We start from the raw sequence: 18,781 nt of genomic DNA, 5'->3' as shown, positions 1-18,781 counted from the left end.
GATGTCTGTGCTGTCAGCCTGCCGCGTTCATCAGGGCACTGAAGTCCTTGGGGGACAGGTCGAACACCGGGGAGTCGGTGTCGAGCTTCGAGTCCCGCAGGTGGAAGCCGTCATCGCCTGAGCAGACGGCGACCTCGACGCAGCTTGAGTTGTTACCGCCACCGCTGCGGGTGCTCTTGCGCCAGGTCCTGCGAATCTCGACGCAGTCGGAGTCGTTGCCTGCCCCGCTGCGGGTGCTCTTACGCCAAACGGTCACGCCTGTCGTCATCGTGATAGACCTCGATCCGAGTCGCCATTTTCCACAGCTTCTTGCGGAGGTCATCGTAGCTCGCGATGCGCGATTGGTCATCGATGCACCAGCTGGAGTCGATGCTCTCGGTATAGACGAACGGAGGGCAGGCGAGTTCGCTGTTACCGGGCTTGTAGATGCTGAAGTTTCCGTATCGCGCGTACACGGGCGCGCTGAAGATGCGGATCGATACCCCCGGCTTCCGCGCCCATTTGCGTAGATGGGCCATCTGGTCTTGGTACAGGTCTTCCGAGATCTTGCGGAGCTGAAGAAGCCCGGCTTCTCCGATGAGGAACATGATCGTCGGCTTGTCGCCGCGATCTGCGAGGGATTCTGCTCGCTCCTCCTTGAACGCCCAGCCTTTGGCGAGTCGATCCTTTGAGGCAGTCGGTTCCACCAGTGGCATCACGCCGAAGTGAAAGCCCTTGGTCTGCAGAGGGCCCGGGATGATGAGTGCATCGAATTTGAAGATGAAGCCGCAAGTGCCCTCAGCCAGGGCGATGAACATGGCGTTGTATCGCGCGTCCGCCTCGATCGGCTCGCCCTTCTTGCGCGCTGTGGCGACCATCTTCATGTACCGGGCGCTTTCGTCGTCCATGCCGCATGCTTTGGCGTAGAGCGCGGCTAGCAGCGATGGGATGTCGGTCCGGCCGAGTTCCCAGGCGCGGATCGTGTCCTCCGAGCGCTCCATGGCGTCGCCGACCTCTTTTTGGGTCTTCCCCGTCTTGAGCCGGTGCGTCCTGCCCATGGTCTTGAGGAACCACCATGCGGAGTCCTCGATCACCATACCTGCCCCCCAGATTTGTGCCTGCTCTTGATTTGGCCATCCACTATCGCATAGGCCGACTGATTCTGGAAGCCCCGGAGTGTCGTTGGGGGAGTGGGCAACGCCGAGTTTCTCGGCCTATTTTCTCAGGGTGGTTCAGCTCGGCGTCTGGCGCGCGGTCGACAAGTCTCTTCTTGTGACCTGCGGTTTTACCGATTAAATTCAGTGAAGGCGAAACGACCATCCAAAGGAGGCAAGTGGTGGCGATGCACCATGAAAGCCGGACCGGCGCAACTGAACAGGGCGAGCTCGATCGTGGCTCGTTCAGCGATGACTATCGGACCTACCGGGTCCGAGCATCGTGCGCCGATGCGCCCGACTCCTTCCAAGTTCTGACCGGGGCGGGCGAAGACATCGTCCTGATCGTCTCCGGCCTCAACTCCGGGGACCTGAAAGCGACTTGGGGGCCGTTCTGGCGGTCCTTCAAGCCCAACTGGAAGATCTGGGTCGAGGAGTCGGCGTTCCGGGTGTTCTACCGGGGCCGGTCGCTGATCCCCGAGAACCCGGCGTCGATCCGGTTCTGCCGTGGCTAAGACGATGTCCGCATCCGAGGAGGGCCCGTACAACCTCCGCTCCGACGGCGAACCCGGCATCCACGGCCACCTCGGCGGCTTCCGAAGGGGCCCAGCCGTCTTCAGCGTCTACGAGATCCCGCCTGACCGGGGCCGCTACCCGAACGGCCCGACCGTCTACCTGATCGACGTCGACGACGGCGCGGGCGCTCGCGAATGCTCCCGGTTCACCGACGACCCAGAGGACAAACCGATCTGGAACGGCGCGTGGAACAACGACGAGTGGTGCGAGTGGATCCTCAAACTCGCCCGCGCGCTCATCGCCGCCCCCGATATCGGCTGACCGCACCCGCCCCTCAGCGGAAGCGAGCGGCGATCAAACAAGAAAGCCCGGACCGGCTCTGTGCCGGTCCGGGCAGTGTTCTGCCCGGGTGCGGCCGGAGGCGATGAGTACACCATTGCGTGAATACACGATTCCGTGTACTGTTCGCGTCATGGAGACCCTGACCTACGGACAGGTCCTGGCCCGCTTCGGCCATGCCCTGTCCGACCCCATCCGCTCCCGCCTCCTCCTGGCGCTACGCGAAGCCCCCGGCTACCCGGCCGACCTGGCCGACCTGCTCGGCGTCTCGCGGCAACGCCTGTCCAACCACCTCGCATGTCTTCGTGGCTGCGGCCTGGTCGTGGCCGTCCCCGAAGGCCGCCGCACCCGCTACGAACTGGCCGACCCCGGCCTCGCCCACGCCCTCGGCGACCTCCTGAACATCGCCCTCACCGTCGACCCGGCGGCCTGCGACGCCACCGCAGAAGAGAGCTGCTGCTGATGGCCGCAGCCCACACCCACACCGCACCGCCCGTCCTCACCCCGGAGCGGCGAGACCGCCTCACCCGGATCGTCCGGCTCCTGGTCGCCGCCACGATCACCTACAACGTGATCGAAGCGGTCGTCGCCATCAGCGCGGGCACCATCGCCTCCTCGACGGCCTTGATCGGCTTCGGCCTCGATTCGATCGTCGAGGTCGCCTCCGCTGCTGCCGTCGCCTGGCAGTTCTCCGCTGCCACGCACGAGCAGCGCGAAGCCCGCGAGAAGGTCGCGTTGAAACTCATCGCGATCGCGTTCTTCGCGCTCGCCGCCTACGTCACCGTCGAGTCGATCCGCGCCCTGATCGGTGCGGAGGCGGCCGACCACTCCACGGTCGGCATCGTCCTCGCCGCCGTCTCGCTCGCGGTCATGCCGGGCCTGTCGTACGCCCAGCGCCGGGCCGGGCGCGAACTCGGATCGGCCTCGGCCGTCGCCGACTCCAAACAGACCATGCTCTGCACCTACCTCTCTGCGGTGCTCCTGGTCGGCCTCGTCGTCAACAGCGCCTTCGGCTGGTGGTGGGCGGACCCGTTCGCGGCCATGGCCATCGCCGCCCTCGCCGTCAAAGAAGGCCGCGAAGCGTGGAAGGGCGACAACTGCTGCGCCCCGGTCGGCCTGACCGTGACCGATGAAACCGCCGAAAACGACGACTGCAAGGACGGCTGCTGCAGCCCAGCCGGGGAAGGGGCCCCGAAGATGCTGACGATCATGAAGGCCCCCAAGGCGACTCACGCCGAACCCGACGACTGCTGCGCGAACGACCGCCACTAGACCTTCGCCGCAGGCCCGGCCGACACCATCGCCTGCACAGGAGCGCACGGTCGGACACGGCCACCCGAAAACCCGAACACGACCACCACCACACCCACCCGGTCGGCGCGGCCAGGCAGCGCAACGCCCGGCCGCGCCGACCTCACCCCTCAACCGAACCTTCGGCAGATGAGCGCGGGCGTCGCACCCGGATGGCACGATCGCGGACATGACCGACATCAAGTCGCACCCGGACCGTCACCGCACCTGCCGCGAGACACTGCGGGCCGACTGCGAAGACCAGGGCGAACAAGTCGCCCGCACCGCCGCCGGGCGAGCCGCATGAGCGATGCGACCGGGCGGGCCCTGACCCTGCTCAGCCTCCTGCAGTCCCACCGGCACTGGCCCGCCTCCGAACTCGCCGAGCGGATGGGCGTGACAGTGAGGACCGTCCGCCGCGACGTCGAACGCCTCCGGGGGCTCGGCTACCGCGTCGACTCCGTCCCCGGCGTCTACGGCGGGTACCGGCTCGAAGCGAGCGCGGCGCTGCCCCCGCTCCTGCTCACCGATGAAGAGGCCGTGACGATCGCCCTCGGCCTGCGCATGGCCGCGACCGGACGCCTGCGCCGAGGCGCCGAATCAGCGCTGTCGGCCCTCGCGAAACTCGAACAGGTCCTGCCGCAGCGCCTGCGCCGACAGGTCAAAGCCCTCGCACCCGACCACGGCGGCAAGGGCGGCGACCTCTCGTCCAAAGTGCTCACCGACCTCGCGCTCGCCTGCCGGGACCGTGAACGCGTCCGCCTCACCTACCGGCCGCCCAAGGGCCGCAACGAGTCCCGCCGAGTCGAGCCGTACGCGCTCGTCCCAGACGGCACCGACTGGTACCTCGTCTGCTGGGACCTCGACCGCGCCGACTGGCGCACCTTCCGCGCCGACCGGCTCACCGCCATGGAATCGCTGCGGGTCAGGTTCAACCCGCGCCCCCTCACGCCCGAGCGCATCGACGACCTCATCGCCGTCACCCGCACCTGGGGGCCGAGCACCGAGACCGCGACCGCCGTCGTCGACCTGCCCTTCAACGCGTTCAAGGCCGCGTTCGGCGAATGGGCCCACGGCGCGGCCCCCGACGGGCCTAATCGCACGCGCTGGCCGGTCGGCGGCGCGAGCGCCCGCGATATCGCGTACGGGTTGTCGTGGATTCCGGCGGGCACCGCGTACCGGGTGGAACTCGCCGAGTCGGACCGGGCCGAGCTGCGGGTCTTGTTGCGCGGCATGCTCGAAGCCTTGGAGCGTCCGCCCGGCGACGGCCGTCCGGCGACACGTCGGGCCTCCGCCGACTGATCGACTTCTTGCGGGCCGGGCGGCTCGCGAGGCGTTAGCCTGAGGGGATCCCGAGACCTAGGAGGGTTCCGATGGGCAAGGTGGTCATGTACGCCACGGTGTCGGTGGACGGGTTCATCGCAGACGAGGACGACCAGCCCGGCCCGCTGTTCGACTGGCTGGTCGGCGGCGAAGTGCCGCTGGACGGGAGCGGCTTCCTGAAGGTGTCGCGGGCGTCCTACGACTACACCCGGGCGTACTGGGACGGGATCGGGACGACGATCGCCGGGCGCCGCGTCTTCGACATGACGAACGGCTGGGACGGGACCCCGCCGGCCGGTGTCGAGAGCGTCGTCGTCGTGACCCACCGGGGCAGGCCCGAGGGATGGTTCCCCGACGCGCCGTTCCATTTCGTCGACGGCATCGAGGCGGCCGTGGCCAAGGCCCAGGAGCTCGCGGGGGACCGGATCGTCGAGGTCGCCGCCGGTGACGTCGGCGGCCAGGTGCTCGCCGCCGGGCTGGTGGACGAGGTGCGGATGGACGTCGCGCCGGTCGTGTTCGGTTCCGGCAAGCGTTTCTTCGGGTCGGTCGATGCCCAGCACCTCCTGGAGGACCCGGAGGACGTGGTCCGGGGCAGCCGGGTGCTCCACCTGCGTTTTCCGGTACGCAGGCGGAGTGAGGACCAGCCCTAACCCGCCGCTCGGGGGTCGCGCAGGCCGCGCATGCCCTCGTGCAGCGTCGCGTTGATGTACTCGAGCTCGGGAGTGCTGAAGGCGTGCCAGTCGGCGTCCGCTCCCGCGGCCGCCCAGTCCGCACCGCCTTCGTCCACTTCGGAGTCCGTACCGGCGTGCGCCTGCCAGGCCTCGGCTCCGGATTCCGCCTGGGCACCCGCCTGCCAGTCTCCGGCTCCCTCCGCGGTGCCGCCGTCGCCGGACCAGTCCTGTGCGGCGTCCGGGTCGTGCAGGTACACCCACCACAGGTTCGAACTAGGGTCCTGGAACCGGGCGAGGGTGTCGCCGAAGAAGTCGGTCGGTCGGGTGACGATCCGGCCGCCGAGCTTCTCGGCGCGGGCGAGGACCGCGTCGACATCGTGGACGTAGACCCGGGTCAGCGCGGGCGTGAACGGCCAATCGGCCTTTCGGTCGCAGACCGTTAGCGTCGAGTCGCCGATGCGCAGCTCGGAGTGGAGGATCTGCCCCTCCTCGTCGAGCGTCCGCGCCTCGGGCACGTCCTCGGCCCCGAAGACCTCGACGATGAAATCGATGAGGTCGGCGGCGCCCTCGGCCACGATGAACGGATTCACGGTGTTCGACCCGGCCGGTGCGGGCGGTATCGCAGTCATGTCGTTTCCCTTCGCATGTCGTTCGACAGGCACCATCCTCACTGGGAACCAGGACAGAAACAGTCCTCATTCACGAGCCCTCTCGAAATCACCGGTTCGGTCCGGCCGCGGCTACCATGGCGCGGTGACTGCCGCCTTCTTCACCGGGCTCGCCCTCGGACTCGCCCTCATCGTGCCGATCGGGGCGCAGAACGTGTTCGTGTTCGGGCAGGGGGTCTCGCTCGGCATGCCCCGTGCATTGTGGGCGGTAGTCGGTGCGGCGGTGTGCGACTCGATCCTGATCATCCTGGGCGCGGCCGGGACCTCCGCGCTCCTCAACTCGGTGCCGGGCCTGCGGCCCGCGATGCTCGCCGCGGGCGCGCTGTTCCTCACCTACCTGGGCGTGAAGTCCTTGCGCGCCAAGCCCGCCGACCTTGACGACGAGACCGGCGTCTGGTCGAGGGGCCAGGTCCTGCGCCGCACCATGGCCGTCTCACTCCTCAACCCGCACGCCATCCTCGACACCGTGGGCGTCCTCGGCGCGGCCATCACGGCCCAAGCCGTCGGCACCCGCCTGCCCTTCGCGATCGGCGCGGTGAGCGCCTCGTGGGCCTGGTTCCTCCTGCTGGCGGGCGCGGCACATGCCTTGCGCCGCTTCATGACCAAGGAGCGCCGCGTCTGGTTCGACCGCGTCTCCGGCCTGATCCTGCTCGTGTTCGCCGCCTGGCTCGCAGTCGAGTTCGTCCAGATTCTCCTCTGAGGACAAGCTCTCCGTCGGGGCACACGTCGCTCGTGGTCGTGCCGTTTAATCGATGCAAGTACCCCGTGTCCCTCCCACCCGGCTCATCGAACCGCCCCGAGTCCTCAACTCGCGTGCAAACGTGGATGTCGATTGTCGGTGCGCTGAGCGACAGTCTCATCCGGTGCGGGCACGGTCGGCGACGGCGACATCGTGCTCGGCGACCCCGTGTGGGCTCTCGGCGGAGCACTGGCCGCGCTTGCGATCGGGGTCGTCTTCCTTTGGCTGCGCAGGCGCATCAAAGAGCGCCGCGACATCCGACTAGACGAGCGGCGGCCCGTCGGCGAACGGGTCAAGCGCCGCCTAGCGGAGATCGACGCCGCATCGGCCTCGCTCGACGCCCTCATGGCCGACCTCAAGACCGAGGTGGACAAGCAGCGCGGAGCGCTCGACATACTGCGAACCGAGGCGGAGGAACACGAACGGCTCCTGGCGATCAAGAAGGAGCACGCCGAGGCGCTGCGGGCCATCATGACACGAGCGGACGAAGCCAAGGACCGCCGTCGTTCCATCCGCGACCGGTGGGCGTGGTCGATCGGCCTGTTCATGTCGATCCCGCTGGGCATACTCGTCAACGTGCTCTACGCCTGGCTGACCTGAACCTCGGCGCTAGCGGCGGCCTCGGGGGCGGAGCCTGCCTCCTGGGAGCGGGGGCGCGGGGATACGGGCGCCGTCGTGGCCTTCGACGCGGCCGAAGCGGGTCTGGTCCGGGTCCTCCCAGGCGGTCCGGGCGGCGACGATGTCCTCATGGGAGCGTCCGACGAAGTTCCACCACATGACCAGCTCCTCCATGAACGGCTCGCCGCCGAGGAGGAACACCGTCGCGCCCTCGTCGGAGGCGAGCGGCAGGGACTCGCGGCCCGTGCCGAGGTAGAGCAGCGGGCCCAGGGCCAGCGGCGTCCCGTCGACCCGGAGCGTGCCGGAGATGACGAGGACCGCGTGCTCGAAGTCCGGCCGGAGCGGGAGGACCGGGGCCGCGCCGGGCTCGACCGTGATCTGCGCGCCCACGATCGGCGTGAACACGGTCGCAGGCGAGGCGGCCCCGGCGAGGTCGCCGAGCGCCACGATGCCGTGCGCGCCTTCGAGGTCGAAGCGAGGCAGCGCGGCGTGCTGCTCGAAGCCCGGCGTGATGCCGTTGCCGCCGTCGGGAAGCGCGACCCACAGCTGCAGGCCCTCGATGAGCGGGCGCTCGCCGACGGAGAACTCGGAGTGGGCGATGCCGGGGCCGCTGGTCATGAGGTTGAGCTGGCCCGGCCGCAGGATCACGTCGGAGCCGAGGCTGTCGCGGTGGTTGATGTCGCCCCTGACCGGCCAGGTCACCGTCTGGAGCCCCGAGTGCGGGTGGGGGAGGACCCGCATGTCGGTGCGCTCGGGCCCGAACTGGTCGATGAAGCACCACGCGCCCACCGTGGGGATCTCGCGCTGCGGCAGGGTGCGGCTCACGTGCATGTGGCGGACGCCGCCGAGCGGCACTTCGCGGGCCTGGAGCAGGGTCGCCTCGGGCCCGGCGGGGTCCGAGGTCCGGCAGGGCTCCACTTCGGGACGGACCTCAAGATTGCTCACGCGGTCACTCTAGCGCGCGGCAGGCGCACCAGTCCTGAACCGCGCCATACGAGTCAGTGAAAGAATATATCTCGGCGTCGAGGTAGTCGACCTCAGTCAATCGGCGGCGTTCGGCTTCGCAGCGGGCACGGCGACGACGCCGTTGAGGATGAGCTCAAGGAACCGTTCGCGGGCCTTGGGCGGCTGGTCCACCGGGACGGTCGCGAAGAGGAGGTGGAAGTCCTCCACGGCCAGATCGGGCCGGAAGCACCCGTTGTCCTTGCCCACCTTGATGATCCGTTCGATGGCGGCGGTGCCGCGCGCGATCGGCCGCTCGATGTCGAGCTGCGCGCCGAGCGCCCGCGCGGCGGCCTTGGCGGCCTTGTCGCTCGCGGCGAGCTCGACGGTGGCGAGGAGGAAACGCCGGAACTCGTCGAGGGGGTCCGCTCCGGCCTCCATGCGGTCGGCCGCGGCCTCGACCTCGTTCATGATCCACTCGACGTGCTCCTCGACCACGGCCGCGACCAGGGCGTCCTTGGTGGGGAAGTGCCGGTAGAGCGTGCCGACCGCGACCCCGGCCTCCTCGGCGATGACCTCCATGCGGACCTCGGGGCCGTGGATGATGATCTGCCGGTCGGCGGCCTCCAGGATCTTGGAACGGTTGCGCGCGGCGTCGGCGCGCAGGGGGCGTTCCGCGCTCATCCCGTCTCCTCTCGTTCGGACCGCATCGTATGGCATCGCGCGGCGCGACGCGCGCCGTGAAGCTTGCAATAACCTGAATCATGGTTCATGATGAAGATGAACCCAAGTTCAGCTTACCTCGCGGACGGGACGCCAGGCCCGCGCGAAACCGAAGGAGACACCCGATGAGCAGCAGGCAGTGGACCGTCGCCGACATTCCCGACCAGACCGGCCGCACCGTCGTCGTCACCGGAGCCAACAGCGGCCTCGGCATCGAGACCGCCCGCGCGCTGGCCGGGCGCGGCGCGCGCGTGATCATGACCTCGCGTTCGGAGGAGAAGGGCCGCAAGGCGGTCGAGGACATCCGCGCCGACCATCCGCGCGCGAACCTGGAAGTCCGCACGCTCGACCTCGAAGACCTCGACTCGGTGGCCGCGTTCGCCGACCGCCTGACGGCCGACCTCGGCCGCCTCGACGTCCTCGTCAACAACGCGGGAGTGATGGCCCCGCCGCGTTCGCTGAGCCCGCAGGGCCACGAGCGCCAGTTCGCGACCAACCACCTCGGCCACTTCGCGCTTACCGGGCGGCTCCTGGGCCTGCTCGAAGCGGGCCGCGACCCGCGCGTGGTCACGGTCTCCTCGCTCGCGCACCGGCACGGCAAGATTCACTTCGACGACCTCACCGGCGCACAGCGGTACAGCGCGGTCGGCTACTACAGCCAGTCGAAGTTCGCCAACGCCGTGTTCGGCCTCGAGCTCGACCGGCGGCTGCGCGCGGCCGGGAGCCCGGTCCGCAGCCTGATCGCGCACCCGGGGTTCTCCGCGACCCGGCTCATGGCGAACGGGACCAACCTCCCGATCCGGGTGGTCGGGAGCCTCGTCATGCCGTTCGTGACGCAGTCGCAGGCCGACGGCGCGCTGCCGCAGCTGCGCGCGGCGACCGACCCGAAGGCACAGGGCGGCGAGTACTACGGCCCGAAGGGCAAGAACGAGCGCAAGGGCCCGCCGGTCGTCGTCGACACCATCCCCGAGGCGAAGGACCAGGGCACGGCGAACCGCCTGTGGACCCTCTCTGAGGAGCTGACCGGAGTGAAGTTCCAGCTCGCGGCCGCATAGCGGGCTACGGCGCGGTCTCGTCCAGGTGCTTGATGATGCGTTCGGCGATGTCGCCGAATGCCTCGAACTCCTCGGGGGAGACCGCGTCGAGGACGAGTCGGCGGACGGCGGCCACGTGCTTGGGGGCGGCCGCTTCGATAGTCGCGCGGCCTTGGGCGGTGACGGTGACGAACGCGCCGCGGCCGTCCTCGGCGCACTCCTCGCGGGCGACGAGGCCGCGCTTGTTCATGCGGCCGATCTGGTGCGACAGGCGGCTCTGCTCGAACTCGATGGCCTTGGCGAGCTCCTGGAAGCGCAGGCGGCCGGAGGGCTCGTCGGTGAGGGCCACGAGGATCGCGAAGTCGGGGCCGGAGAGCTTCGCGTTCGCCTGGAGCTCGCTGCCGAGGCGGGCGGTGAGCTTCTGGTTCATGCGGATGAAGGCACGCCAGGAACGCTGCTCTCGCGGGCTCAGCCACTGGGTTTCGTCGTTCATGATGACCCCATCCTACCCGGTTCTTGACACATCATCTATCCAGCGCTACAGTTCGAACAGAAGAACATGACGCATCATGTACGGGCGCGGGTCCACCGCGGCCGGTGCGCCGTGAAGGAAAGCAGAGGCATCGCCATGCCCGCCGTCACCGTCGAAGACGTCCTCGTCCTGCCCCGCCTGCCGCTGCCCGACCCCGCCCAGACCCGCTTCCGCGAGGTCAAGCGGCTCGTCACCGCGCCGCTCGGCATGGAAGGCGAGGGCTTCCAGGTCCGCCGCGGCTTCGCGGGCGTCCCGATGCACGAGCTCGACCCGTTCGTCCACTTCGACCACATGGGCGAAGTCGACCTCGCCCCCGGCGAGCCCACCGGCGCGCCCTGGCACCCGCACCGCGGCTTCGAGACCGTCAGCTACGTCATGGACGGCGTCATCGAGCACGAGGACTCCAACGGCGGCGGCGGGCGCATCACCGACGGCGACACCCAGTGGATGACCGCCGGGGCCGGGATCCTCCACAACGAGATGCCGCCCGAGAGCTTCGTCATGAGCGGCGGCGTCGTCCACGCCACCCAGCTGTGGGTCAACCTGCCGCGCGCCCAGAAGTTCGTCGCCCCGCGCTACCAGGACATCCGCGGCGGCCAGGCCGCGCTCGTCACCACGCCCGACGGCGGCTCCCTGATCCGCATCATCGCCGGAGACATCGCCGGGCACGCCGGACCCGGCTCCACCTACACGCCGATCACCTTGGCGCACATCACTGTCGAGCCCGGCGCGCAAGTGGACCTGCCGTGGCACCCGGAGTACAACGCGATCGTCTACGCCCTCGCCGGAGCCGGAACCGTCGGCACCGACCGGCGCCCGTTCCAGATGGGACAGACCGCCGTGTTCGGGCCCGGCGACGCCATCCGCGTGGCCGCCTCGCCGCGACAGGACTCGCGCACACCGAAACTCGACCTCTACGTCATGGGCGGGCGGCCGATCCGCGAACCCGTCGCGCACTACGGCCCGTTCGTCATGAACACCAAAGCCGAACTCGTGCAGGCCTTCGAGGACTACCAGGCCGGGCGGCTCGGCGTGATCCCCGCGAAGCGCCTCCCGCACGCCGACTAGGGGTGCTTCAGTGCGCGGTCCCCGACGACCAGGTCCTGGTACTCGGGGTGCCGCTCGACGAAGCGCGCGTAGTACGGGCACAGCGGCCGCACGCGCTCGCCGCGCGCCCTCGCGTCGTCGAGCGAGGCCCGCGCCAGCGCGGCGGCCGCACCCGTGCCCGCCGCCTCGGGGAGCACCTCGGTGTGCGTGAAGGTGATCACCCCTTCGCGGCGCACGTAGTCCGCGAAGCCGAGCAGCCTCCCGTCCTGGTGCACCTCGTAGCGGCCGCGGTCCGGCGCGTCGGTCACGTCCACGATGCCTCCTCGGGTCTCCCGCCAAGCATGGTCCGCCGACCGCGCGGCGTCCACCGAACCCGGAGTCTTAGCGGCAGCGCCGGAATCGTGGAATCCTGGGGCGAGACGAGGAGGCCGTATCGATGGTGAACGAGCAGTACCGGATCCGCACCCTGCCGGTGGGCACCGGCGCGACCGGAACGCGGTCGGAGAGCGACTCGATGGGGCGGGTCGAGGTCCCGGCCGAGCACTACTGGGGAGCGCAGACCCAGCGCTCCCTGCACCACTTCGCGATCGGCGAGGACCGGATGCCCACGGCCGTGTACCGGGCGTTCGGGCGGGTGAAGGAGGCCGCGGCGCTCGTGAACGCCGCGAACGGGCTCCTCGATCCGCTGCTGGCCGAGGCGATCGTGATCGCGGCGGGCGAGGTCGTCTCGGGGGACCTGGACGCGGAGTTCCCGCTGTCGGTGTGGCAGACCGGGTCGGGCACCCAGACGAACATGAACGTCAACGAGGTCATCGCCAACCGCGCCAACCAGCTCCTCGGCGGCGAGCTCGGCACGAAGTCCCCGGTCCACCCGAACGACCACGTCAACCTGAGCCAGTCCTCGAACGACAGCTTCCCCACGGCCATGCACCTGGCGACGCTGCTGGCGCTGCGCGACCGGACGCTCCCGCAGCTCGACGCCCTGACGGCCGCGATCCGGTTCAAGGCCGAGCAGTGGGTCGACGTTGTGAAGATCGGCCGCACCCACCTGCAGGACGCCACGCCGCTCACCGTGGGCCAGGAATGGTCCGGGTGGGCCGCGCAGCTGCGCGATGCCCGTGTGCGCCTTGAGGACTCGCTGTCGAGCATCTGCGGCCTCGCGGCCGGCGGCACGGCGGTCGGCACGGGCATCAACGCCCCGGACGGCTTCGGCGAGGCGATCGCCGCGAAGCTCGCCGAACTCACCGGGCTGCCGCTGGTGACGGCCCCGAACAAGTTCGCGGCGCAGGCGTCCCTGGACGGGATGGTCGCGGTGAGCGCGGGCCTGCGCGGTGTCGCGGTCGCACTCATGAAGGTGGCCAACGACATGCGCTGGCTCGCCTCGGGCCCGCGCGCGGGCCTCGCGGAGCTGCGGCTGCCCGCGAACGAGCCGGGCTCCTCGATCATGCCGGGGAAGGTCAACCCGACCCAGCAGGAGGCCACGCTCATGGTGTGCCTCCAGGTGATCGGCGAGGACTCGATCGTGGCCGCCGCCGGGGCGCAGGGCCACTTCGAGCTGAACACGATGCGGCCCGTGGTGATCGCAAACGTCCTCCACTCGGCCCGCATCCTCGGCGACGCCGCCGAGAAGCTCAAGGACTTCAGTGTCGAAGGGACGCAGCTCGACCGGGCCAGGATCGGCGAGCACGTGGACCGATCGCTCATGCTCGTCACCGCGCTGAGCCCGCACATCGGCTACGACAAGGCGACCGAGATCGCCCACAAGGCCGACGAGGAGGGCTCGACGCTCCGCGAGGCCGCGCTGGCGCTGGGCGTGAGCGCCGCCGACTTCGACCGCATCGTCGACCCCGCGACCATGGTCGGCAACCCGCGGAGGGACCTCGGCCTCGACCCGGGCCGGTGAAGCCGGGCACGATCGGGGCGGTCCGTGAAACATTCGCGGCCGCGCGGGCGTTGCGCGGCATATGAGGACTCCGCAGCCCCTTCGGCTCTCGCTGCTCGACCGCGCCGTCATCGCCGAGGGCGAGACGCCCGCCGAGACCCTGCGCGACGTCGTCGCCAACGCCAAGCAGGCCGAGGACCTGGGATTCCACCGCTGCTGGGTGGCCGAGCACCACAGCGTGCCCGGCATCGCCGGTTCGGCCCCCACGGTGCTGGCGGCCGCGGTGGCGGCGGCGACCTCCCGGATCCGGGTCGGCACGGGCGGCGTGATGCTGCCCAACCACCGGCCGCTGGTGGTCGCCGAGCAGTTCGGGGTCCTCGAGTCCCTGTTCGAAGGCCGCATCGACATGGGCCTGGGGCGGACTCTCGGGTTCGTCCCGGCCGTCCGCGCGGCGCTCGGCCACGACCTCGACGAGGCTGACGACTTCGACGCGCTCCTGACCGAGCTCCTCGGCTACTTCACCGGCGAGCAGACCTCCCACCCGGGCGTCCACGCCCGCCCCGGCGAAGGGCTGCGCCCTGAACCGTTCGTCCTGGCGGTGGGCTCTGGCGGCGAGTACGCCGCCCGGCACGGGGTCGGCCTCGTGATCGCCCCGTCCAAGGGGCTCACGGCGACACGCGCCAAGATCGACGACTACCGGCGCGACTTCCGGCCCTCGGCGTGGCGGTCGGAGCCGTACGTCGTCGTGGCGCAGACCGTCGCGGTCGCCGAGACCCGCGAGGCCGCCGAAGACCTGCTCCTGCCCGAACACTGGTCGACTGCCTTGTCCCGCACCAGAGGCGAGTTCCGTCCGCTGCTGCCTCCCGCCGCGATCAGGGCGGCCGCGAAGACGAGCCGCGAGTCCAAGTACCTCGAACAGGCGCTGGCGGGCGCGGTCTACGGCACCGCCGACGAGGTCGCTCCGCGCCTGACCGAGCTGGTCGAGGCCACGGGAGCGGACGAACTCCTCGTCGGCACCTCGTCCTACGACCGCAAGGCCCTCTTCGACTCCCACCGCCGCCTCGCCGAACTCGCGAACCTTTAGGGGCCAGCCGATCTCGGCCAGTCGCAGGCGCCCGGTCGGCACACCAACCTTCCGGAAGGTAAAGTGGCGTCATGGGTTCGAGAGAGCAGATCCTGGACGGCGCGCTCGCGCTGCTCAAGGAAGGCGGGTCGGTCTCCCTGGAGACGGCCGCCAAACGCGCCGGGCTGACCAAGCCCGGCCTCATGTACCACTTCCCGACGAAGGAAGCGCTCATGCTGGCGCTGGTCGACCGCGTGGTCGACGGCTGGGAGGAGCGGCTCACGGGGTTCCTCGCAGGCCCGGTCGAGGCGGCCACTCCGACGGCGCGCATGCGCGCGTATCTGGAGTGGACGCTCGTCGACGAACCGGACCTGGGCGACCTGGTGATGTTCGCCGACCCGCGCCTGTGCGAGCGGTTGACGGCCCACTGGGTCGAGCGGATGGAGTCGTGGCTGGCGCTGCCCGCGGACCTTCCGGCCGCGGAGCGGGTGCGGCTGACGGCCGTGCGGCTCATGGCCGACGGCCTGTGGTTCGCCGAGGCGATGCGCAACCACCCGCCGGACGAGGAGACCCGGGCCGGCCTGCGGGACCTGGCGCAGTCCATGCTGGAGGGAGCGCGATGAGGAAGTGGCTGCTCCTGGCCGGGGCGATCGCCAGCGAGGTGACGGCTTCGCTGTCGCTGAAAGCGGCGATCGCGCACCCCTGGCTGTACGTCCTGGTGGTCGCCGGGTTCCTCTCGGCGTTCACGTTCCTGAGCCTGGTCCTCAAGTCGGGTATGCCGCTCGGGGTGGCCTACGGCGTCTGGGGCGCAATGGGTGTCGTGCTCACGGCCGTCTTCGGCGCGGTCCTGTACGGCGAGCCGCTCACAGCGGTCATGGGCGCCGGGATCGCGCTGATCATCGCCGGGGTGTTCACGATCGAGATCGGCGCGGAGCGGGCGGCCGCCCGCGCGAAGGCGGAGGCGGCGTGATGGCCTGGGTGTTCCTGATCGGAGCGATCCTCTCGGAGGTCGCGGCGAGCCTGTCGCTGAAGGCGGCCTCCGACGGCAGGCGCCGCTGGTACGCGGTGGTGGGCGTCGGATACGTGCTGGCGTTCACGAGCCTGACGTTCGCGCTCGACCGCGGCCTGGGCATCGGCGTCGCCTACGGCATCTGGGTCGCCGCGGGCGTCGCCCTGACGGCGATCGGCAGCCGCGTCCTGTTCAAGGAGCCGCTCTCGAAGCTCATGGCCATCGGCATCGCCCTCGTCGGCGCCGGGGTGATCCTGGTCGAGCTCGGAGGCCACTGACCACCCGGGTCAGCCGGTCCGCTGATCGCGGAAGTAGCGCTTGGCGGCCGGGACGTTGAGGAGCGAGAGGAACGCGAGGGCGCCGCCCGCCATGAGCAGGACCGAGATCCAGTCCAACGCGGTCACCCACTGCGGCGTGGCCGCCGTGATCCACTCGTTCGCCTCGTTGCTGTATTCGGCCCCGCCGCTGTCCTGGGGGAGGAGCGAGCGGTGGGCGAAGAAGTCGTCGTTCGTCCGGGTGAACACGCCGACCGGCAGGCAGCAGCCGAGCACGACTCCGGACATGACGAACGTGAGGACCCGAGCCGCCCCCGCGCCCTGGGCGTTGAGCGCGGCGAGCACCGCGAAGACCGCCGCGAGCACGACATGGAACACCGCCGCCTGAGTGAACGAACCCTCGATGGCCCAGGCGATCTCACCCGAGGCGATCTCGAAATCGCCAGTGATGTCGTGGTGCATGAGCCGCTCCGCCTCGCCCCGCACCGTCCCCTTCACCACGAGGAAGCCGACGGCGCTCACGACCAGCACGACGGCGGTGACGCACTGGATCCACACGACGGCGGCGACCGCCGCAGGCCGAGGCGTGAACGGCGGCGGGCCCTCGTACACCGGGGGATGTGCCATGTCAACCTCCGTCTGCGCACCAAAGGCCCCGATACTAATCCGTTGGTGCCCAAACGCATTGGCAGAATGGGTCGCATGGACATCACTGAGGCCACTGCGAAGGCGAACCGCCTGTCGGACCTGTTCGACGAACTCAACGAGGCGAACGGCCAGAAAGCCTGGACGGGCCTGGACATCGCGCTCGGGTTCGTCGGCGACGTGGGGGACCTGGTGCGGCAGGTGCAGGTCGCCGAGAACGTCCGCACCTACCCCGGCGGGCGCGAGGCGCTCGAACACGAGCTCGCCGACTGCCTGTGGTCGGTGCTGATGCTCGCCGACCGCTACGGCGTCGACCTCGCGGCGGCCTACGCGAACACCATGGCGCAGATGGAGACACGGCTCGCGGCGAAGCTCGCCGCGCCTCACGAAGCCCCCTAGTCGGGGCACTCCTGCAGGTCGGGAACATCGCCGTGATCGGAGACGGTGCCGGTCTGCGCGTCGTAGTCAAGGGAGGCGGGGACCTCGGCGGGGTCCTCGGCGAAGTAGACCCACAGCGGATCGACGTACCCGGTGACGCCGTCGTAGGTCGCGAGGTAGTTCGGGACTTTCTCCTCCAGGTAGATGCCCGGCTCTTCGGTGACGCGGGTCGTGGTCCTGACACAGTGGACGTCGATCTCGGCCCGGCCGGGCATGACGATGTGCTCGAAGTCGCCGCCCATCCCGTTGAACGTGGCATAGGAGACGCCCAGGTACAGCCATTCCTCATCGCCGGAGGGCACGACGAACGCCCGGTGGTGCACGTCCGGCGCTTCCGGTCCGGCCACGGTCTCCGGCTCGTCGTCCCGGCAGGTCTTGATGTCGTCGGGCACCTCGCCCGCGCCCAGGTAGTCCTCGCCTGACCGGAGCCGGACGCCGTCGGCGTAGACCCATGCCTCCCAGCTGTAGTCGGACCAGCCCTCGGCCACGGTCTGCTCGGTCTTGTAGTAGTCCGTGCCCTCGGCGTGGAGCGCGCACAGGACGGTGAACGTGCTGTCCTGCGCGATCGTGTCCAGCACCGGCTCGTCGAGGCGCTGGCCTCTGATGTCGACCTTCTCCGGCGCCGATTCCCAGTACACGAGGGTGGTATCCGCGATGCCGCCGTACTCCTGCTTGCCGGTCACGGCGTCGACGAGGCCGCAACCGGCGAGGGTCAACGCGGTTGCGGCAGTGAGACTGATGTGAAGTTTTCGCACAGTCGTATGTTACTTGGCGATCGCGTCCCGGCTGCAGGTCGCGCATGCGCCTCGGCGGCGTTCGCGGTAGGCCATCGCGGCGGTGAACAGTGCCGCACCCCAGACCACCCACAGCGTCTCCGGCAGCTCCATCGGCCAGGTCGCGGCCGTGACGCCGCCTCTGGCGAGCACGACCCGGATGTACATGCCGCCTGCCGAGGCCACCAGGACCGCGACGAGCGTGGCCGGGACGACCGCGAGCATCGGCGGGACACGCTTGCCGCGCAGGCCGATCATCCAGCGCGGGAAGACCTCGCCCCACCGCTGCATCAACCCGAGCGTGAGCACCGCGCCGACCGCGCCCAGCGTCGCCAACCCGGCCCCCGCCAGCCACAGTCCCTGCTCCTGGCCCTCGGCGTAGAACTCTGGGTCGATGCCGAGATTGAAGCCGAGCGCCCACGCCCAGCGGGTCACGGCGTAGACGAACGGGATCGCGAACGCGGTCCACGTCGCCGGACGGCCCCAGCGCTGCAGGAGCGACAGGCCCTCCCGCCCGGTCCGACCGCAGTCGCCGCAGACCCCGACCGCCTTGCGGCGGTAGGCGACAGCGGTCATCGCCCAGACGACGCCGAGCAGCAGCAGAAACAGCAGGTTGACGCGCTCGGGGTGGTAGAGGTCGCCCCAGCCCGCGTGCTCGGGCCAGCCGAAGAACGTCTTCGCGATCGCCAGGACCGGCGTGTAGGCGATGACCACGAGCGGCCGGTAGTCCTGGATGACGACCGACAGGCCCAGCGCCATCGTGTAGGCGAACGCCGGGAGCAGCCACCGCGCGGCCCCTTCCCGGTAGCCGCGGGCCATGAGCACGCCCGCCGCCGCGCCGAGCGCCCCGAGCGCGGCGATGATCGGCCCCGCGACGGCCGGAGTGGCGTGGGCCAGGAGCGAGACTTTGAACGCGAAGTCGGGCTCGGCCATCAGTTCCTCGTCGCCTACGCCGATCGGGAAACCGGGGCCGCCGAGGGCCCAGAACAGGCCGAGAGCCCCGTAGGCGAGCGAGAGGGCGGCGGCCGCGTAGCCGATCCACCGGGGCCAGTTCGTCTGGCGCCGTTGCGTTTTCACCAGTTGCGTTGTCATGCCTCAATCCTCGGGCCGCCAGCGCCCCG

At 69.9% G+C, this 18,781-nt stretch carries 26 protein-coding genes; 16 read left to right on the top strand and 10 right to left on the bottom strand.

Going from position 1 to position 18,781, the window contains the following annotated elements:
- Positions 1-13 precede the first annotated feature (13 nt).
- Both ACGGCP_RS26320 and ACGGCP_RS26315 read right to left on the bottom strand, forming a co-directional pair.
- Entirely contained in the window at positions 14-256 is a 243-nt protein-coding gene (locus ACGGCP_RS26320) for a DUF397 domain-containing protein (RefSeq protein WP_392971532.1), read from the bottom strand.
- On the bottom strand, positions 240-1,076 hold the full coding sequence (locus ACGGCP_RS26315) for a Scr1 family TA system antitoxin-like transcriptional regulator (protein ID WP_392971529.1): 837 nt from the start codon (positions 1,074-1,076) through the stop codon (positions 240-242). Before ACGGCP_RS26315 ends, ACGGCP_RS26320 begins: the two co-directional genes overlap by 17 nt.
- Positions 1,077-1,315: 239 nt before the next feature.
- Here ACGGCP_RS26315 and ACGGCP_RS26310 point away from each other — a divergent pair, with 239 nt between their 5' ends.
- The 6 genes from ACGGCP_RS26310 (at position 1,316) to ACGGCP_RS26285 (ending at position 5,251) form a co-directional block, all read left to right on the top strand.
- Positions 1,316-1,648 carry a hypothetical protein gene (locus ACGGCP_RS26310; RefSeq protein WP_392971526.1) on the top strand — a complete coding sequence of 111 codons (333 nt, stop codon included), beginning with the start codon at positions 1,316-1,318 and terminating at the stop codon, positions 1,646-1,648.
- 4 nt (positions 1,649-1,652) lie between these two features.
- Positions 1,653-1,970, top strand: coding sequence for a hypothetical protein (locus ACGGCP_RS26305; protein WP_392971523.1), 318 nt, complete (start codon positions 1,653-1,655; stop codon positions 1,968-1,970).
- Between the two features lie 151 nt (positions 1,971-2,121).
- Positions 2,122-2,451 carry an ArsR/SmtB family transcription factor gene (locus ACGGCP_RS26300; protein WP_392971520.1) on the top strand — a complete coding sequence of 110 codons (330 nt, stop codon included), beginning with the start codon at positions 2,122-2,124 and terminating at the stop codon, positions 2,449-2,451.
- Entirely contained in the window at positions 2,451-3,260 is an 810-nt protein-coding gene (locus tag ACGGCP_RS26295) for a cation transporter (RefSeq protein ID WP_392971517.1), read from the top strand. The genes ACGGCP_RS26300 and ACGGCP_RS26295 overlap by 1 nt, the downstream gene beginning before the upstream one ends.
- Positions 3,261-3,581: 321 nt before the next feature.
- Positions 3,582-4,580 carry a helix-turn-helix transcriptional regulator gene (locus ACGGCP_RS26290; protein ID WP_392971514.1) on the top strand — a complete coding sequence of 333 codons (999 nt, stop codon included), beginning with the start codon at positions 3,582-3,584 and terminating at the stop codon, positions 4,578-4,580.
- Positions 4,581-4,651: 71 nt separating this feature from the next.
- Positions 4,652-5,251, top strand: a complete 600-nt coding sequence (locus ACGGCP_RS26285) for a dihydrofolate reductase family protein (protein ID WP_392971511.1) — start codon at positions 4,652-4,654, stop codon at positions 5,249-5,251.
- On the opposite strand, the gene ACGGCP_RS26280 is transcribed toward ACGGCP_RS26285, so the two are convergent.
- Positions 5,248-5,901 (bottom strand): VOC family protein, encoded by a 654-nt coding sequence (locus ACGGCP_RS26280; RefSeq protein ID WP_392971508.1) that lies wholly within the window; start codon positions 5,899-5,901, stop codon positions 5,248-5,250. The two genes, ACGGCP_RS26285 and ACGGCP_RS26280, sit on opposite strands and share 4 nt — an antisense overlap.
- A gap of 124 nt (positions 5,902-6,025) precedes the next feature.
- Between ACGGCP_RS26280 and ACGGCP_RS26275 the strand changes: the two genes are divergently transcribed.
- Both ACGGCP_RS26275 and ACGGCP_RS26270 read left to right on the top strand, forming a co-directional pair.
- Complete coding sequence (locus ACGGCP_RS26275) at positions 6,026-6,640, top strand: LysE/ArgO family amino acid transporter (protein WP_392971505.1); 615 nt, start codon at positions 6,026-6,028, stop codon at positions 6,638-6,640.
- A 192-nt stretch (positions 6,641-6,832) separates the two neighbouring features.
- The gene (locus ACGGCP_RS26270) at positions 6,833-7,279 is read left to right on the top strand and encodes a hypothetical protein (protein WP_392971502.1); all 447 of its coding nucleotides are present in this window, start codon (positions 6,833-6,835) and stop codon (positions 7,277-7,279) included.
- Between the two features lie 9 nt (positions 7,280-7,288).
- On the opposite strand, the gene ACGGCP_RS26265 is transcribed toward ACGGCP_RS26270, so the two are convergent.
- Together ACGGCP_RS26265 and ACGGCP_RS26260 are read right to left on the bottom strand one after the other, a co-directional pair.
- Positions 7,289-8,242, bottom strand: a complete 954-nt coding sequence (locus tag ACGGCP_RS26265; protein ID WP_392971499.1) for a pirin family protein — start codon at positions 8,240-8,242, stop codon at positions 7,289-7,291.
- A 96-nt stretch (positions 8,243-8,338) separates the two neighbouring features.
- Positions 8,339-8,923, bottom strand: coding sequence for a TetR/AcrR family transcriptional regulator (locus ACGGCP_RS26260; protein ID WP_392971496.1), 585 nt, complete (start codon positions 8,921-8,923; stop codon positions 8,339-8,341).
- Between the two features lie 164 nt (positions 8,924-9,087).
- Here ACGGCP_RS26260 and ACGGCP_RS26255 point away from each other — a divergent pair, with 164 nt between their 5' ends.
- Positions 9,088-10,017, top strand: a complete 930-nt coding sequence (locus ACGGCP_RS26255) for an oxidoreductase (RefSeq protein WP_392971493.1) — start codon at positions 9,088-9,090, stop codon at positions 10,015-10,017.
- A 4-nt stretch (positions 10,018-10,021) separates the two neighbouring features.
- On the opposite strand, the gene ACGGCP_RS26250 is transcribed toward ACGGCP_RS26255, so the two are convergent.
- On the bottom strand, positions 10,022-10,489 hold the full coding sequence (locus ACGGCP_RS26250; protein WP_392971490.1) for a MarR family winged helix-turn-helix transcriptional regulator: 468 nt from the start codon (positions 10,487-10,489) through the stop codon (positions 10,022-10,024).
- A 135-nt stretch (positions 10,490-10,624) separates the two neighbouring features.
- On the opposite strand from ACGGCP_RS26250, the gene ACGGCP_RS26245 reads away from it, so the two are divergent.
- The gene (locus ACGGCP_RS26245; protein WP_392971579.1) at positions 10,625-11,596 is read left to right on the top strand and encodes a pirin family protein; all 972 of its coding nucleotides are present in this window, start codon (positions 10,625-10,627) and stop codon (positions 11,594-11,596) included.
- Here the strand turns inward: ACGGCP_RS26245 and ACGGCP_RS26240 are convergent.
- Positions 11,593-11,889: a GNAT family N-acetyltransferase gene (locus ACGGCP_RS26240; RefSeq protein ID WP_392971487.1), complete on the bottom strand. Its 297-nt coding sequence runs from the start codon at positions 11,887-11,889 to the stop codon at positions 11,593-11,595. The two genes, ACGGCP_RS26245 and ACGGCP_RS26240, sit on opposite strands and share 4 nt — an antisense overlap.
- A gap of 122 nt (positions 11,890-12,011) precedes the next feature.
- Here ACGGCP_RS26240 and ACGGCP_RS26235 point away from each other — a divergent pair, with 122 nt between their 5' ends.
- The 5 genes from ACGGCP_RS26235 (at position 12,012) to ACGGCP_RS26215 (ending at position 15,807) form a co-directional block, all read left to right on the top strand.
- Positions 12,012-13,478, top strand: a complete 1,467-nt coding sequence (locus ACGGCP_RS26235; protein WP_392971485.1) for a class II fumarate hydratase — start codon at positions 12,012-12,014, stop codon at positions 13,476-13,478.
- 61 nt (positions 13,479-13,539) lie between these two features.
- Positions 13,540-14,541 (top strand): MsnO8 family LLM class oxidoreductase, encoded by a 1,002-nt coding sequence (locus tag ACGGCP_RS26230; protein ID WP_392971482.1) that lies wholly within the window; start codon positions 13,540-13,542, stop codon positions 14,539-14,541.
- 71 nt (positions 14,542-14,612) lie between these two features.
- Complete coding sequence (locus ACGGCP_RS26225; RefSeq protein ID WP_392971479.1) at positions 14,613-15,143, top strand: TetR/AcrR family transcriptional regulator; 531 nt, start codon at positions 14,613-14,615, stop codon at positions 15,141-15,143.
- Complete coding sequence (locus ACGGCP_RS26220; protein WP_392971476.1) at positions 15,140-15,490, top strand: DMT family transporter; 351 nt, start codon at positions 15,140-15,142, stop codon at positions 15,488-15,490. Before ACGGCP_RS26225 ends, ACGGCP_RS26220 begins: the two co-directional genes overlap by 4 nt.
- On the top strand, positions 15,490-15,807 hold the full coding sequence (locus tag ACGGCP_RS26215; RefSeq protein ID WP_392971473.1) for a DMT family transporter: 318 nt from the start codon (positions 15,490-15,492) through the stop codon (positions 15,805-15,807). Before ACGGCP_RS26220 ends, ACGGCP_RS26215 begins: the two co-directional genes overlap by 1 nt.
- A gap of 9 nt (positions 15,808-15,816) precedes the next feature.
- On the opposite strand, the gene ACGGCP_RS26210 is transcribed toward ACGGCP_RS26215, so the two are convergent.
- The gene (locus tag ACGGCP_RS26210) at positions 15,817-16,431 is read right to left on the bottom strand and encodes a hypothetical protein (RefSeq protein ID WP_392971470.1); all 615 of its coding nucleotides are present in this window, start codon (positions 16,429-16,431) and stop codon (positions 15,817-15,819) included.
- Positions 16,432-16,506: 75 nt separating this feature from the next.
- Between ACGGCP_RS26210 and ACGGCP_RS26205 the strand changes: the two genes are divergently transcribed.
- Positions 16,507-16,848: a MazG nucleotide pyrophosphohydrolase domain-containing protein gene (locus tag ACGGCP_RS26205; protein WP_392971467.1), complete on the top strand. Its 342-nt coding sequence runs from the start codon at positions 16,507-16,509 to the stop codon at positions 16,846-16,848.
- Here the strand turns inward: ACGGCP_RS26205 and ACGGCP_RS26200 are convergent.
- Entirely contained in the window at positions 16,845-17,642 is a 798-nt protein-coding gene (locus ACGGCP_RS26200) for a hypothetical protein (RefSeq protein ID WP_392971464.1), read from the bottom strand. The two genes, ACGGCP_RS26205 and ACGGCP_RS26200, sit on opposite strands and share 4 nt — an antisense overlap.
- Positions 17,643-17,651: 9 nt before the next feature.
- Positions 17,652-18,752 (bottom strand): hypothetical protein, encoded by a 1,101-nt coding sequence (locus ACGGCP_RS26195; RefSeq protein ID WP_392971462.1) that lies wholly within the window; start codon positions 18,750-18,752, stop codon positions 17,652-17,654.
- Positions 18,753-18,781: the final 29 nt, after the last annotated feature.

Source organism: Glycomyces sp. NPDC048151 (assembly GCF_043202775.1).
GTDB lineage: Bacteria > Actinomycetota > Actinomycetes > Mycobacteriales > Micromonosporaceae > Glycomyces.
This window is presented reverse-complemented; position numbering and strand designations above follow the sequence as displayed.

What these genes read in the sequence shown, in the direction of transcription:
- ACGGCP_RS26290 (WP_392971514.1), top strand. Translation starts at nt 3,582, where the DNA reads ATGAGCGATGCGACCGGGCGGGCCCTGACCCTGCTCAGCCTCCTGCAG.
- ACGGCP_RS26300 (WP_392971520.1), top strand. Translation starts at nt 2,122, where the DNA reads ATGGAGACCCTGACCTACGGACAGGTCCTGGCCCGCTTCGGCCATGCC.
- ACGGCP_RS26255 (WP_392971493.1), top strand. Translation starts at nt 9,088, where the DNA reads ATGAGCAGCAGGCAGTGGACCGTCGCCGACATTCCCGACCAGACCGGC.
- ACGGCP_RS26205 (WP_392971467.1), top strand. Translation starts at nt 16,507, where the DNA reads ATGGACATCACTGAGGCCACTGCGAAGGCGAACCGCCTGTCGGACCTG.
- ACGGCP_RS26280 (WP_392971508.1), bottom strand. Translation starts at nt 5,901, where the DNA reads ATGACTGCGATACCGCCCGCACCGGCCGGGTCGAACACCGTGAATCCG.
- ACGGCP_RS26245 (WP_392971579.1), top strand. Translation starts at nt 10,625, where the DNA reads ATGCCCGCCGTCACCGTCGAAGACGTCCTCGTCCTGCCCCGCCTGCCG.
- ACGGCP_RS26260 (WP_392971496.1), bottom strand. Translation starts at nt 8,923, where the DNA reads ATGAGCGCGGAACGCCCCCTGCGCGCCGACGCCGCGCGCAACCGTTCC.
- ACGGCP_RS26285 (WP_392971511.1), top strand. Translation starts at nt 4,652, where the DNA reads ATGGGCAAGGTGGTCATGTACGCCACGGTGTCGGTGGACGGGTTCATC.
- ACGGCP_RS26250 (WP_392971490.1), bottom strand. Translation starts at nt 10,489, where the DNA reads ATGAACGACGAAACCCAGTGGCTGAGCCCGCGAGAGCAGCGTTCCTGG.
- ACGGCP_RS26295 (WP_392971517.1), top strand. Translation starts at nt 2,451, where the DNA reads ATGGCCGCAGCCCACACCCACACCGCACCGCCCGTCCTCACCCCGGAG.
- ACGGCP_RS26225 (WP_392971479.1), top strand. Translation starts at nt 14,613, where the DNA reads ATGGGTTCGAGAGAGCAGATCCTGGACGGCGCGCTCGCGCTGCTCAAG.
- ACGGCP_RS26235 (WP_392971485.1), top strand. Translation starts at nt 12,012, where the DNA reads ATGGTGAACGAGCAGTACCGGATCCGCACCCTGCCGGTGGGCACCGGC.
- ACGGCP_RS26210 (WP_392971470.1), bottom strand. Translation starts at nt 16,431, where the DNA reads ATGGCACATCCCCCGGTGTACGAGGGCCCGCCGCCGTTCACGCCTCGG.
- ACGGCP_RS26230 (WP_392971482.1), top strand. Translation starts at nt 13,540, where the DNA reads ATGAGGACTCCGCAGCCCCTTCGGCTCTCGCTGCTCGACCGCGCCGTC.
- ACGGCP_RS26315 (WP_392971529.1), bottom strand. Translation starts at nt 1,076, where the DNA reads ATGGTGATCGAGGACTCCGCATGGTGGTTCCTCAAGACCATGGGCAGG.
- ACGGCP_RS26215 (WP_392971473.1), top strand. Translation starts at nt 15,490, where the DNA reads ATGGCCTGGGTGTTCCTGATCGGAGCGATCCTCTCGGAGGTCGCGGCG.
- ACGGCP_RS26195 (WP_392971462.1), bottom strand. Translation starts at nt 18,752, where the DNA reads ATGACAACGCAACTGGTGAAAACGCAACGGCGCCAGACGAACTGGCCC.
- ACGGCP_RS26220 (WP_392971476.1), top strand. Translation starts at nt 15,140, where the DNA reads ATGAGGAAGTGGCTGCTCCTGGCCGGGGCGATCGCCAGCGAGGTGACG.
- ACGGCP_RS26305 (WP_392971523.1), top strand. Translation starts at nt 1,653, where the DNA reads ATGTCCGCATCCGAGGAGGGCCCGTACAACCTCCGCTCCGACGGCGAA.